At 70.9% G+C, this 13,068-nt stretch carries 12 protein-coding genes and 1 pseudogene; 12 read left to right on the top strand and 1 reads right to left on the bottom strand.

The genetic code is table 11. The features are described 5' to 3' along the window. The first annotated feature begins 25 nt into the window (after positions 1-25). From ggt to AC3ARF_RS14400, 12 genes and pseudogenes are all read left to right on the top strand, one after another. A complete protein-coding gene (ggt, locus tag AC3ARF_RS14455) occupies positions 26-1,756 on the top strand; it encodes a gamma-glutamyltransferase (protein WP_498929061.1) in 1,731 nt (576 codons plus the stop codon). Then, a complete protein-coding gene (locus tag AC3ARF_RS14450; protein ID WP_498929059.1) occupies positions 1,756-2,664 on the top strand; it encodes an AEC family transporter in 909 nt (302 codons plus the stop codon). Before ggt ends, AC3ARF_RS14450 begins: the two co-directional genes overlap by 1 nt. A gap of 97 nt (positions 2,665-2,761) precedes the next feature. Then, entirely contained in the window at positions 2,762-3,394 is a 633-nt protein-coding gene (locus AC3ARF_RS14445) for a ParA family protein (RefSeq protein ID WP_498929056.1), read from the top strand. 22 nt (positions 3,395-3,416) lie between these two features. Beyond that, positions 3,417-3,893, top strand: coding sequence for a SixA phosphatase family protein (locus AC3ARF_RS14440; protein WP_498929055.1), 477 nt, complete (start codon positions 3,417-3,419; stop codon positions 3,891-3,893). Further along, a complete protein-coding gene (locus tag AC3ARF_RS14435; RefSeq protein ID WP_498929053.1) occupies positions 3,890-4,453 on the top strand; it encodes a YceI family protein in 564 nt (187 codons plus the stop codon). The genes AC3ARF_RS14440 and AC3ARF_RS14435 overlap by 4 nt, the downstream gene beginning before the upstream one ends. Beyond that, the gene (locus AC3ARF_RS14430; protein WP_498929051.1) at positions 4,450-6,444 is read left to right on the top strand and encodes a phospholipase D family protein; all 1,995 of its coding nucleotides are present in this window, start codon (positions 4,450-4,452) and stop codon (positions 6,442-6,444) included. The genes AC3ARF_RS14435 and AC3ARF_RS14430 overlap by 4 nt, the downstream gene beginning before the upstream one ends. A gap of 220 nt (positions 6,445-6,664) precedes the next feature. After that, on the top strand, positions 6,665-6,925 hold the full coding sequence (locus AC3ARF_RS14425) for a hypothetical protein (RefSeq protein ID WP_498929049.1): 261 nt from the start codon (positions 6,665-6,667) through the stop codon (positions 6,923-6,925). Between the two features lie 44 nt (positions 6,926-6,969). Next, positions 6,970-7,415: pseudogene (locus tag AC3ARF_RS14420) on the top strand (hotdog fold thioesterase). Between the two features lie 83 nt (positions 7,416-7,498). After that, positions 7,499-8,302, top strand: coding sequence for a lysophospholipid acyltransferase family protein (locus tag AC3ARF_RS14415; protein WP_498929047.1), 804 nt, complete (start codon positions 7,499-7,501; stop codon positions 8,300-8,302). A gap of 6 nt (positions 8,303-8,308) precedes the next feature. Then, on the top strand, positions 8,309-9,304 hold the full coding sequence (locus AC3ARF_RS14410) for a YheT family hydrolase (protein WP_498931907.1): 996 nt from the start codon (positions 8,309-8,311) through the stop codon (positions 9,302-9,304). Between the two features lie 57 nt (positions 9,305-9,361). Continuing rightward, entirely contained in the window at positions 9,362-11,434 is a 2,073-nt protein-coding gene (locus AC3ARF_RS14405) for a tetratricopeptide repeat protein (RefSeq protein WP_498929045.1), read from the top strand. Between the two features lie 82 nt (positions 11,435-11,516). Continuing rightward, complete coding sequence (locus tag AC3ARF_RS14400; protein WP_498929043.1) at positions 11,517-12,143, top strand: YbhB/YbcL family Raf kinase inhibitor-like protein; 627 nt, start codon at positions 11,517-11,519, stop codon at positions 12,141-12,143. Positions 12,144-12,174: 31 nt separating this feature from the next. Here the strand turns inward: AC3ARF_RS14400 and AC3ARF_RS14395 are convergent, their stop codons facing one another. Continuing rightward, the gene (locus AC3ARF_RS14395) at positions 12,175-13,029 is read right to left on the bottom strand and encodes an undecaprenyl-diphosphate phosphatase (RefSeq protein WP_498929041.1); all 855 of its coding nucleotides are present in this window, start codon (positions 13,027-13,029) and stop codon (positions 12,175-12,177) included. Positions 13,030-13,068 lie beyond the last annotated feature (39 nt).

Genomic DNA, 13,068 nt, shown 5'->3' with positions numbered 1-13,068 from the left:
CACCTGTCACCGCCCGGATTCCGGCATGCGCCCGCTCATTGTTGCGCTCCTGCTCGCCCTGCCCTTGGCCGCCCCGGCCGCCGACCGCATCACCGGCAAGCCCTTCGCCACCCGCAGCGAGGTCTACGCCCCGCACGCGATGGCCGCGACCTCGCACCCACTGGCCACCCAGATCGCGATGGACGTGATGAAGGCCGGCGGCAGCGCAGTGGATGCGGCGATCGCCGCCAACGCCGCGCTTGGCCTGATGGAGCCGACCGGCAACGGCGTCGGCGGCGACCTGTTCGCCATCGTCTGGGATCCGAAGTCGCGCAAGCTGCACGGCTACAACGGCTCAGGCCGCTCGCCCCAGGCGCTGACCCTGGCCGAATTCCAGCGCCGTGGCCTCAGCGAGGTGCCGGCGCACGGCCCGCTGCCGGTGACCGTGCCGGGCACGGTGGACGCGTGGTTCGCCCTGCACCAGCGCTTCGGCCGGCGCGCGATGGCCGACAACCTCGCGCCTGCCATCCGCTATGCGCGCGAAGGCCATCCGGTGCACGAGGTGATCGCCTACTACTGGGGCCGCTCCGTGCCGACGCTGTCCAGGTGGCCCGGCTTCAGCGAGCAGTTCACCGTGCCGTGTGGCGCCAAGGATACCGGTTGCACCAATGGCCGCCGCGGACCGCGCACCGGCGAGACGTGGAAGAACCCGCACTTGGCCGCCACGCTGGACGCCATCGCGCGCGGCGGCCGCGATGCGTTCTACAAGGGCGACATCGCGCGCCGGATCGACAGTTATTTCAAGGCCAATGGCGGCTTCCTCGCGTATGACGACCTCGCCGCGCATCGCGGGGAGTGGGTCGACCCGGTCAGCACCAACTACCGTGGCTTCGATGTGTGGGAACTGCCGCCCAACGGCCAAGGCATCGCCGCGCTGCAGATCCTCAACCTGCTCGAACCCTACGACCTCAAGGCCTACGGCTTCGGCAGCCCGGAGCACGTGCACCTGTTCACCGAGGCCAAGAAGCTCGCCTTCGCCGACCGCGCGGCCTCGTACGCCGATCCCGACCACTACAAGACCCCGGTGGCCAGGCTGTTGTCGAAGGACTACGCCCGCGAGCGCGGCAAGCTGATCTCGATGGACCGCGCGATGAAGGCGGCCGAGCCCGGCGTGATCCCGCAGCTCAACGAAGGCGACACCATCTACATGACCGTCGCCGATGCCGACGGCATGATGGTCTCGCTGATCCAGTCCAACTACCGCGGCATGGGCAGCGGCATGGCCCCACCAGGACTCGGCTTCATCTTCCAGGACCGCGGCGAGCAGTTCGTGCTGAAGGAAGGCCATCCCAACTCCTTCGCGCCGGGCAAGCTGCCGTTCCACACCATCATTCCCGCATTCGTCACCAAGGGCGGCAAGCCGTGGCTGAGCTACGGGGTGATGGGCGGCGCGATGCAGCCGCAGGGCCACGTGCAGATCCTGCTCAACCTGATCGACTTCGGCATGAACCTGCAGGAGGCCGGCGATGCCCCGCGCATCCAGCACGACGGCTCGACCGAGCCCGCGGGACAGGCCACGGCGATGGCCGACGGCGGCGAACTGGACCTGGAATCCGGCTTCCCGTACGAGACCGTGCGCGCGCTGATGCGCAAGGGCCATAGCGTGCGCTTCGCCGACGGCCCGTATGGCGGCTACCAGGCCATCATGGTCAATCCGCATGGGGGCTACATCGGTGCCAGTGAGTCGCGCAAGGATGGCCAGGCCGCGGGTTACTGATGGCGTTTGATGCGTTCGCCCTGGTGCTGGCGATGCTGGCACTGGGCTACCTGTTCCAGCGCCTGCGGGTGTTGCCGGAGGATTCGGCGCAGACCCTGAACCTGGTGGTGCTGTACGTGTGCCTGCCGGCGGCGGTGTTGCGCTATGCGCCCCGACTGCATTTTGAACCGGCACTGTTGGGCGTCGTCGCGGTGCCGTGGCTGCTGCTGGGCGCGACCGTGCTGCTGGTGGGCGCGCTGGCGCGCTGGTTGAAGTTCCGCGACGAGGAGCGCGCGGTCCTGCTGCTGACCGTCGCGCTGGGCAACACCAGCTTCCTAGGCTATCCGCTGACCCGCGCGCTCATCGGCGAGCACGCGCTGCCGTACGCGGTGATCTACGACCAGTTCGGCGCGTTCCTGATCATGTCGACCTTTGGGCTGTGGGTGCTGGCACGCTACGGCGGCGACCACACCCCGTCGGCTGGCGACATCGCGCGCCGCATCGTGCGCTTTCCGCCGCTGTGGGCGCTGGTGGTGGGATTCACGGTGATGCCCACTGAGCCGCCGGCATGGGTGGCGGGTGGCCTGCAGCGCCTGTCCGATGCCCTGCTGCCGCTGGCCATGCTCACCATCGGCCTGTCCGTGCGCCTGTCGTTGCCGCGCGACGAGCTCAAACCGCTGGCCACTGGCCTGCTGCTGAAGCTGGCGGTGATGCCCGCACTGGCGTGGACCTTGGTTACGTTGCTGGGCCTGCACGGCGACATGGCCCGCACCACCGTGCTGGAAGCGGCGATGCCCTCGATGGTCACCGCCGGCGCGCTGGCCATCGCCCACAATCTCGCGCCGCGGCTGGCCGCGGCGATGGTCGGCTATGGCCTGCTGCTGTCGTTGCTGACGCTGCCGGCGTGGGTACACGTGCCGGTGGGGTAGGGCTCGCCACGCCCCGGCGCTGACGCCGGTGGCCGCCCGCGCCACTCCCGGTGTACGCTGCGGTTCCCGTCCGGTGTAAGCGCCAAAGGTGGGCTTGATGAGAACCGTGCTGGTCGCCAGCTCCAAGGGGGGCGTGGGCAAGACCACGATCGCCACCCATCTTGCCGCGCAGGCGGCTCTCGACGGCCTGCGCACCGCGCTGGTCGATGCCGACCCGCAGCGCTCGTCCACCCGCTGGGCGGAGAAGCGCGCCGGGCTGGACACCGCCGTGCTGCCGCTGGATGGCACCCGCCGCAAGGCGTGGCGCAAGCAGATGCCCGACGACACCCAGCAGGTGGTGGTCGACGCCCCCGCTGGCGCCATGGCCGAAGACCTCGACGCCTTCCTCGAACATGTGGATGCGCTGATCGTGCCGATCCAGCCGTCCACCCTCGACATCGAGGCCACCGTGCCGTTCCTCGACTCGCTCGCGCAGCACCCGCGCGTGCGCAAGGGCACGCTGCGCGTCGGGCTGGTCGGCAACAAGCTCAAGCCGTGGACCAACGCCTCGCAGCAGGCGGTGGAACTGTTGCGCGCCTGGCCCTATCCGGTGGTGGCGCAGTTGCGCGACAGCCAGGCCTACGTGGTGATGACCGGACTGGGCAAGAGCCTGTTCGACTACCACTCCGCGCAGGTGCGCGAACACCAGTCCGACTGGCAGCCGCTGTTGAAGTGGTTGCGCAAGCCCTGATCCCCGCCGGAAACCCGACCGAATGCGCGAATTGATCCTGCTCCGCCACGCCCACGCCGAAGCGGCCTCCGCCGGCCAGGCCGACCTGGACCGCCCGCTGTCCGCCGAAGGCCTGGCCGAGGCCGAGGCGGCCGGTCGCTGGCTGGCGGAAAACCGCCTCATCCCCGATTGCGTGCTGTGTTCGCCGTCGCGGCGCACCCGCGAGACGCTGGAGGCGGTGCTGGGCGCCATCGGCTACGTCGACCAGCGCATCGAGCCGGCGATCTACGAGGCCACGCCCGGCACGCTGATCGGCCTGGCCGACGCCAACGTCGAGGTCGGGCGGCTGATGCTGGTGGGCCACAACCCCGGGCTGGAACGGCTGGCCGCGCTGCTCCACAGCGGCCAATCGGGCGACTACCGGGGCATGCCGCCCGCGGGGATCGCGGTGCTCCACGTCCCCGCCGAGACTTCGCTGGAGCCGGGCATCGCCCAGCTGTCCGCCTTCTGGTGGCCGTGACCCGACGCTGGCGCCGGTGGCTGGCCACCGTGGCCTGTTGCGCCGCGGCGGCCACGGCCGGCGCGCAGGAGATCGACAACGAACGCTCGCGGATGGAATTCGAGCTGCGCACCCGCTGGGGCCAGCGCGTGGATGGCACGTTCACGCGCCACCAGGGCGTGGTCACCGTCATGGCCGATGGCCGCCAGCAGGTGCAGCTGACGCTCACGGCGGCCGCCATCGAGGTGGCCGGTTCCCCCTACTACACGGTGGTGGCGCGCGGCCCACAGTTCTTCGACGCCGCCCGCTATCCGCACATCGACTTCCTGTCCGAGCCGCACCTGCCGGCGCTGGTCCATGACGGCGGCCGCCTGCGCGGCAAGCTGACGCTGCATGGCGTGACCCGCACCGAGTCCTTCATACTGCAACCTGCGGAGTGCGCGCGGCCTGGACGGGATTGCGACGTGGTCGCCTCCGGCGTGATCAATCGCGCTGATTACGGCCTGAGCGGCTACCGGCTGGTGTTGTCCGACCGGGTGCGCTTCACCATGCGGGTCAGGTTGAAGAACGAGGACGAATGACGGGTTTGCGATCCATCGTGGTCGCCACGCTGGCGCTGTGGCTGGCAGCGTGCGCGACCTTGTCGCCGGTACAGCGCGAGCAGGCCGCGGGCGTGGCCGCACAGGCGCGCATCAGCACCGTGGACTGCGACGCGGCGGACGCGTGCGCGCAGCCGTCGCCGCTGCGCCGCCTGGCCGGCGAGGCGTTCGCCACCTCCACCCCGGAGGCGCCGCGCCATTACGCCCTGATCCTGGACCATGGCCCGGACGCACTGCTGGCGCGGATCAACCTGATCCGCAGCGCCACCACCGCCATCGACCTGCAGACCTACATCTTCGACGAGGATGACGCCGGCCGCCTGGTGATCGACGAGCTGCTCGCCGCCGCGCGCCGCGGGGTGCGGGTGCGCCTGCTGCTGGACCAGCTGGCCGCGCTGGAGAAGGTCGAGACCCTCGCGGCCCTGGCCGGCGCGCATGCCCACTTCGAAGTGCGGGTGTACAACCCGGTGCTCGGCCGCGCGCGCATCAGCTATCCGCAGTACGCGCTGGCCGCGGCCTGCTGCTGGCGCCGGCTCAACCAGCGCATGCACACCAAGCTGCTGCTGATCGACGGCGCGGTGGGCATCACCGGCGGGCGCAATTACCAGGACGACTATTACGACTGGGACGCCACCTACAACTTCCGCGACCGCGACGTGCTCGTCGCCGGGCCGGTGGCGCGCGAGATGGATGCCGACTTCGTGCGCTTCTGGGAGGACGCCCGCAGCGTGCCGGCCGAGCGCCTGACCGACGTCGGCCGCGAACTGCTGGCGCGCGGCGTGCCGGCGCTGCCGCCGGCGCAGTTCCATCGGCCCGATCGCGCCGATCGCATGCGCGCCGCCGCCGCTGACAGCGCCCTGGTTGAGCAGCGGCTGGTCGCGCCGGCACTGCCGGTGGGCGCCGTCGGCTACATTTCCGACTCCCCGGCCAAGCACGAGGGCGATGCGTCGGGCAACGCCCATGCCTCGCACTCGCTGCGCCGGCTGATCGAGTCGGCGCAGCACGAGGTGATGCTGCAGACGCCGTACCTGGTGCTGTCCAAGCCGGCGCAGGAGATGTTCCGCACCCTGCGTGCGCGCACCGACCCGCCGCGCGTGATCGTGTCGACCAACAGCCTGGCGGCGACCGATGCGTTCATCGCGTACGCGCTGTCGTACAAGTACAAGCGCCGCTACCTGCGCGAGTTCGGCTTCAACATCTACGAGTTCAAGCCGTTCCCCGCGGATGCGCCGATTGACGTGGCCACGACGGGAGCGACGCTGCCGCCCCTGGATGGCGTGCCCGAGGATCCGGCCGTGGCGGGCGTCGAAGCAGGGGAGGCCGCCGGGGCCACCGCCACCGGGGCGGAGCCCGCGGCACGACAGTACGTGCGGCCGCGGCGCGATTTCGGCAGCGTGCGCCGGCCGCGCGCCGGCTATCGCGACCCGCTGTCGCGCGAGCATGCGGCTCTGCGCTTCGGCTCGCGCGGTGCCAACGAGCCGGTGCCGCTGAAGCGGGCTGGCGTGCGCATCGGCCTGCACGCCAAGTCGCTGGTGATCGACGGCCGCATCGGCGTGGTGGGCACGCACAACTTCGACCCGCGCGGCGACGACTACAACACCGAGAGCGCGGTGGTGATCGAGGATGCCGCGTTCGCGCAGGCGCTGGCGGCCAGCATCCGCCGCGACATTGCCCCGGCCAATGCGTGGGTGATCGCGCGGCGCGACCGGCCGCCGGTGCTGTCGGGGCTCAACTATTCGCTGGGCAAGGCGTTCGAGACGCTGCCGGTGTTCGATTTCTGGCCGGTGCGCTACGCCACCAGCTACGAGTTCGTGCCCGGGCCCGCGTGCCCGCAGCCGTTGCCCCCGGACGATCCGGGTTTCCGCGCCTGCTACCGCCCGGTCGGCGACTTCCCCGAGGTCGACCTGGGGCTGAAGAGCGTGACCACGCGGATCTTCACCGCGTTCGGGGCCGGGCTGGCGCCGATCCTGTAGGCCCTGGACGGTCGGGGCCCGTGCGGGACGCCGCCGGCCCCCTGTCATCAGTCATGGCAACCAAGCGCCCCTTGGGGCGATCCAAGTCCTTGATTCCGCAGTGTGCGACCCCGCCTTCGACTAGGTCTTCGGTGGGGTGACTTCTGGCCCATGGCGGAATTGGTTTGGTGTTGTACTTTACCAACACACCAGAGCACACCCCAGCCCAAAGGACACCGCCATGAACGCCATCATCTCCGCCGCCGCCCGCGCCGAAAACCGCCGCAACGCCGAACGCCGCCTGGTAGAACGCCGCATGTCGGCCGACCGCCGCGCCACCGACAGCATCGAGGCCGCCCCCCTTGCCTCTGCCACCGTCACCCCGATCCGCCACCTGCACCGCGACCGCGACTTCGGTGTCGGCTACGGCAACAGCAGCGGTTACGCCTCCCACGGCCGTTACGTCTCGACCTGGAACCAGCCGCACTTCCGCGTCGCCTGACGGCGCGCTCGCCTGAGGGGATTGGGGTCCGCTATCGTGGGGGCATGGACCGCCCCCACGACCACCCGCCCTCGCCGTTCCGCCGCCAGCCCGACCTCGACACGCTCAACGCGCTGTCCCGCGGCACCTCCATCGACACCCTGGGCATCGTCTTCACCGACGCTGGCCCCGACCACATCACCGCCACCATGCCGGTGGATGCCCGCACCCGCCAGCCCTACGGGCTGCTGCACGGGGGGCGTCCGTGCTGCTGGCGGAAACGCTGGGCAGCAGTGCCGGCAACCTGTGCGTGCCCGACGACCGCATCTGCGTCGGCATCGAGATCAACGCCAACCACCTCCGCGCCGCGCGCGACGGCGTCGTTACCGGCACTGCACGGCCGCTGCACGTGGGGCGAAGCACCCAGGTGTGGGACATCCGCATCGAAGACGAACAGGGCCGCCCGGTCTGCGTCTCGCGACTGACGCTGGCCGTGGTGCCGCGCGGTTGAGCGCGATCCGGCGCCGCACGCGCCACGGTGGGATGTGACCGTGCTGCTGGTCGCGCCCGCGGCGCTTCGGTATCGTTTCCCCGATGAATGCGCCGACCTCCCCCGCCGGTGCGCCCGCGCCTTCCGCGCCGCTGGCGCGCGCCCTGCGCTATGCCTACCGCGTGCCGCTGCTGCTGTGGCACCTGCTCATCGACCTGCCACTGATCCTGCTGACGATGCTGCCGGGCATCAGTGCGCTCGAACTGCGTGGCGAACGCCTCGACCACCTCACGGTGCGCTGGTGGTCGGCCGGCCTGCTGCGCGTGTTCGGCTTCCGTTTGCGTCGTGTCGGCGAGCCGCTGCCAGGGGGGGTGATGTTCGTGGCCAACCACGTCAGCTGGATCGACATCGTCACCATGCACAGCCAGCGGATGATGGGCTTCGTCGCCAAGCGAGAGATCGAGCGCTGGCCGCTGGTGGGCTGGCTGGCATCGCGCGCGGAGACCATCTTCCACCACCGCGGCAACGCCGAGTCGCTCGGTGGCGTGCTGCACGAGATGCTGGCGCGGCTGCGCGACGGCCATGCGGTGGGCGTCTTTCCCGAAGGCGGGACCCGCGGCGGCGCCGAGATCGGTCCCTTCCACGCGCGCATTTTCCTGGCCGCGGTGGAAGCCGGTGCCCCGGTGCAACCGGTGGCCCTCATCTATGGGGAAGGCGGCAGCGCGCAGCGCACCGTCGCTTTCGCGCCGCGCGAGAGCTTCCTCGGCAACTTCCTGCGGCTGCTGGGCGAGCCACCGCGTTCGGCGGAAGTGCATTTCCTGGAGCCGATCGCCGCGGGCGAAGCCGAAGGCCGCCGCCGCATCGCCGAGACGGCGCGGCAGCGCATCGTCGAGGCGATGACGGGCTGAGCCATGCTGTCAGCCGCCGACTTCCATCCGGCCTGGTGGGCGCGCAGCTGCCACCTGCAGTCGTTGCTCGGCTCCAACCGATGGCGCCAGGCGCTGGGTGAACGCCGCCTGCGGGCCACCGGCGCCCAGACCCGCGAACACATCATCGATGCCGGCGACGGCGTGCGCCTGCTCGGCCTGCACAGCGCGGTGCCGGGGCGGCCTGCGCGCGGCCTGGCGCTGCTGCTGCACGGCTGGGAAGGCAGTGCCGAGTCCAGCTACATGCGCCTGACCGCCGCGCGCATGCTGGCGGCCGGCTTCGACGTGTTCCGGCTGAATTTCCGCGACCACGGCGGCACCCACCACCTCAACGAAGGCATCTTCCACTCCAACCGCATCGACGAGGTGGTGCGCGCGGCGGCGGAGGTGGCGCGGCGCTTCCCCGCACGGTCGATGGTCGCGGCCGGGTACTCACTGGGCGGCAACTTCACCCTGCGCCTGGCGCTGCGCGCACCTGCCGCCGGTATTCCGCTGCAGCGCGTGGCGGTGGTATGCCCAGTGCTGGACCCGGCGCGGACCATGGACGTGATGGAGCAGGGTCTCCCGCTGTACCGCTGGTACTTCCAGCGCAAATGGACGGCCTCGCTGGCGCGCAAGCGTGCGCTGTTCCCCCACCTGCACGATTTCGACGACCGGGTGCTGCGCCAGAGCATGCGCGCGTTGACCGGTTGGCTGGTGGAGCGGCAGACCGAGTTCGGCAGCCTGGACCGCTATTTCGATGGCTACTGCATTGCCGGCGACCGCCTGGCTGGCTTGCAGGTGCCGACCCGGATCCTGATGGCCGCCGACGACCCGGTGATCCCGGTGGCCGACTTCCACCGGCTGCAGTTGCCGGCGCACGCGCGGCTGGAGATCTCGCCGTGGGGCGGCCACTGCGGCTTCGTCGAGGACGGGCGGCTGGAAGGCTTTGCCGAGCGCTGGATCGCCTCGCAGCTGGCGGCCGGGGACACGGACGCCGGTTGACCGGCGCGCCGCCCGGCTGCGGCTACAATGCGGGTTTGCCCCGGATCCAGGCTGTCCATGTACGAAACCATTCTCCAGGCCCTGCGCAGCGGTGATGCCGCCGCCGCCGTGGCTGCTGCCCAGGACGCGGTGACCGCCAACCCGCAGGACGTCGCCGCACTGCGCCTGCTGGCCGCGGCGCTGCGCGCCACCGGTGACCGTGACGCCGCCGTGGCCGCCATCGAGCGCGCCATCGAACTGGCCCCGGATGACGCCGACCTGCACCTGGTGCACGCCGGACTGCTGCTCGATGAGCGCCAGATCGACGAGGCCCAGGCGGCGCTGGCGCGCACCATCGGCCTGGACCCGAACCAGTTCCCGGCGTACATCCTGCAGGGCCAGCTGGCCATCGCCCGCGGCGACATCGACGAGGCCGAGCGCGTCGCCCGCGTGGCCGCGCGCATCGCGCCCGAGCATCCCCACGTGGCCGCGATCCTGGGCACGGTCGCGCTGCGCCGCGGCGACGTCGATGGCGCGCTGTCGACCCTGGCCAGCGCGTCCGCGCGTGCGCCGGAGGACCAGCAGGTCCGCCACGCGCTCGGCTTTGCCTACATGGCCAAGGGTCACTTCGCCTTCGCCGAGCAGGCGTTCCGGTCGCTGCTGGAGACCCGGCCCGATTCGCGCGCCACGCGCATGCTGGTCGCCAACCTGGCCAGCCGGCAGGGCCGTCACGCCGATGCCGCCGAGTTGCTGGCGCCGCTGCTGGAAGGCGAGCCGTCGCCGGCACTGCTGCGCACCGTCGGCATGCTGGAGTACGACGGTGGCCGCGCCGATCGCGCCCGCGAGCTGCTACGCCGGGCCTTCGACGCCGCGCCGACCGACCGTGCCAACATCGCCCCGCTCGTGGAAGTGTGGCGTCGCGAGGAGCAGGCCGACGAGGCGCGCAGCGTGCTGGACGCCGCCCTGGCCGCGCACCCGGGCGAAACCGCGCTGTGGCATGCCCGCCTGGTGTTCGAGCCGTTTGCCGGCGAGGAAGCGCGCGCGCTGGTCGCGCGTTGGCAGCAGGCCATGCCTGACACCCTGCCGCCGCTGATGGCGCAGTGGGCCATCGAGGACGCCACTGGCGCCGTGGAGCAGGCCGATGCCATCGCCCGCCGCATCACCGAGCTGGATCCGGGCCACACCGGTGCCGAACTGCGGGTGGTCGATGCCCTGCTGCGCACCGATCCGGATGCGGCGATCGCGCGCATCGACAGCCTCATCGTCCGCGCCCCGGACCCGCAGGTGAAGCGCACGCTGCGCCAGTTGCTGGGCCGCGCGTATGACGCCGCGGGCCAGGTCGACGCCGCGGTGGCGACGTGGGCGGAACTCCATGCCGAAGTAGCCGAGCAGCGGCTGCCTTACCCACCGGTGAGCACCGCGCGCAGCGACTGGCCGGAAATGGCACCGCTGCCGGAAGATGCCAAGGGCGTGCTGCTGGTGTGGGGGGCCCCGGGCAGTTGGGTCGAGCGGATTGCCGGCACCTTCCAGTTCAGCGGGGCCCCGTTGCGCGCGGATCGGCTCGGGGCCACTCCGCCAAATGATTTCCTGCAGCGTTACCCGACCATCGACCAGCTGTCGGCGAGCGATTCGGAGACCGACGCCGAGGCGCTGGTGGCGGAGTGGCGCGCGCTGCTGCCATCGCGCGGCATCGAGGACGGCACGGTTTTCGACTGGCTGTTGTGGTGGGACAACGCCCTTCTCACCGCATTGCGCCCACACCTCCCGGAAGCGGTGCTGATGGTCGCGCTGCGCGACCCGCGCGACATGCTGCTGGACTGGCTGGCCTACGGCTCGCCGGTGCCGTACCGGCTGGACTCGCCGGAAGCCGGTGCGCGCTGGCTGGCACAGGTCCTGGCGCAGGTCGCCTATCTGCACGAACAGGACCTGTTCCCGCACCGCCTGGTCAAGCTCGACGAGGCGGGCACCGACCCCAAGGCGCTGGCCCAGTCGCTGGCCAATGCGCTGGAAACCCAAGTGACGATCCCGCCGCAGGGCGTGGTCCAGCCCGAGCACTTTGGTGCCGGCCACTGGCGCGCCTACAACGGCCCGCTGGGCGAGGCCTTCGCGCTGCTGACCCCGGTGGCCAAGCGCCTGGGTTACGCCGAGTGAACCCCAGGCGGCGTGCCGCGGCCTCGGCCCGCAGCACGCCGCCCGGATACTGACCGCGAATCCACCGTTTCCGGAGGCGAGCATGCACATCCGCAGCAACAGCTTCGAACACCGCCAGCGGCTGCCGGCTGAATTTGCCGCCGGCCAGCCGACCGCCGAGGGATTCGGCTTCGCGCCCAACCGCAATCCGCACCTGGCCTGGGATGAGGTACCGGCCGGCACGCGCTCGTTCGCGCTGCTGTGCATCGACCCGGACGTCCCCACCGTGAAGGAGATGGTGGGCCGCAGCGACGTGCAGATCCCGACCGAACAACCGCGCTGCGACTTCGTGCACTGGGCGATGGCCGACATCCCCGCCGACGTGCGCGAGATTGCCGCCGGCGCCTGCAGCGACGGCGTGGTGCCGCACGGCAAGGCCACCCCCGCCGGCCCCGCGGGCAGCCGTCAGGGACTGAACGACTATACCGGCTGGTTCGCCGGCGACGCGGCGATGGCTGGCGACTGGCGCGGTTATGACGGCCCGTTCCCGCCGCCCAACGACCTGCGCCTGCACCGCTACTTCTTCCGCGTGTTCGCCCTGGACGTGCCCACGCTGCCGCTACCGGAGCGCTTCACCGCCGCCGACGTGCAGGCGGCCATGCATGGCCACGTGCTCGCCGAAGCCACGATCTACGGCACGTATTCGCTCAATCCCGCGGTCAAGGACTGAGCAGCGGGCGTGGCGCACCCGCGCCGTGCGCTCAGCCCCCTTCCGGGATGAACGCCAGCAGCGCCACGCCCAGCAGCACGCGATACACCGCGAACGCGGTGAACCGGTGTGACTGGATGTAGCGCAGGAGCCACTTCACCGCGACGAATGCGGTCACCGCCGACGCGACGAACGCCACGCCCAGCGCGGTCCAGTTCTCCTGGCCGATACCGCCATCGCGCAGCATCGACAACAACTCGTAGCCGGTGGCGGCGAACATGGTCGGAATGCCGACCACGAAGGCGAATTCCGTCGCCGCGGCGCGGCTGGTGGTGCCGGCCAGCAGGGCGACGAAGATGGTCGCCGCCGAGCGTGACGTGCCGGGGAACACGCCGGCCACCACCTGCGCCAGGCCGACCAGGATCGCGGTCGTCCACGCAATCGCCACGCGCTCGCCCTCACGTTCGGCACGCTTGGCGGCCAGGTGCTCGGCCAGCACCATCCACACCGCGCCGATGATCAGCGCCCATGCGATCGGCCGCACGGTGTCGGGCAGTTCCCAGCCCAGCTTCTTCACCAGCAGGCCACCCACGGCGGTGACCGCGAACGCGGCCAGCAGCTTGAACGCATAGTCGCGCGATTGCGCCGGCGTGGCGGTGACGCCCAGCGGGTCGTACGGCGCGGGCGCATCGTGGCCGAGGAAGGCGACGAGCATGCCCCACAGCCGCTTCCAGTAGATCAGCACCACCGCGAGGATCGCGCCGGCCTGGATGGCGATGTTGAACAGGTCGCTGCGCTGGCCCAGCCAATGCTGGGCGATCAGCAGGTGGCCGGTGCTGGAAATCGGCAGGAATTCGGTGATGCCTTCGATGATGCCGAGCAGCAGCGCGGCGAGCAGGTCGGTCATGCGGGTGAGTGCGAAAACGGATGCGCAAGCATAGCGTCA

It is taken from the genome of Lysobacter sp. KACC 24251 (assembly GCF_057747755.1).
Note: the sequence above shows the minus strand (reverse complement) of the source record. Positions and strands in the feature narration are given on the sequence as shown.

Coding starts and splice junctions, on each gene's coding strand:
- AC3ARF_RS14450 (WP_498929059.1), top strand. CDS start 1,756: ATGGCGTTTGATGCGTTCGCCCTGGTGCTGGCGATGCTGGCACTGGGC.
- AC3ARF_RS14440 (WP_498929055.1), top strand. CDS start 3,417: ATGCGCGAATTGATCCTGCTCCGCCACGCCCACGCCGAAGCGGCCTCC.
- AC3ARF_RS14430 (WP_498929051.1), top strand. CDS start 4,450: ATGACGGGTTTGCGATCCATCGTGGTCGCCACGCTGGCGCTGTGGCTG.
- AC3ARF_RS14405 (WP_498929045.1), top strand. CDS start 9,362: ATGTACGAAACCATTCTCCAGGCCCTGCGCAGCGGTGATGCCGCCGCC.
- AC3ARF_RS14395 (WP_498929041.1), bottom strand. CDS start 13,029: ATGACCGACCTGCTCGCCGCGCTGCTGCTCGGCATCATCGAAGGCATC.
- AC3ARF_RS14415 (WP_498929047.1), top strand. CDS start 7,499: ATGAATGCGCCGACCTCCCCCGCCGGTGCGCCCGCGCCTTCCGCGCCG.
- AC3ARF_RS14425 (WP_498929049.1), top strand. CDS start 6,665: ATGAACGCCATCATCTCCGCCGCCGCCCGCGCCGAAAACCGCCGCAAC.
- ggt (WP_498929061.1), top strand. CDS start 26: ATGCGCCCGCTCATTGTTGCGCTCCTGCTCGCCCTGCCCTTGGCCGCC.
- AC3ARF_RS14445 (WP_498929056.1), top strand. CDS start 2,762: ATGAGAACCGTGCTGGTCGCCAGCTCCAAGGGGGGCGTGGGCAAGACC.
- AC3ARF_RS14400 (WP_498929043.1), top strand. CDS start 11,517: ATGCACATCCGCAGCAACAGCTTCGAACACCGCCAGCGGCTGCCGGCT.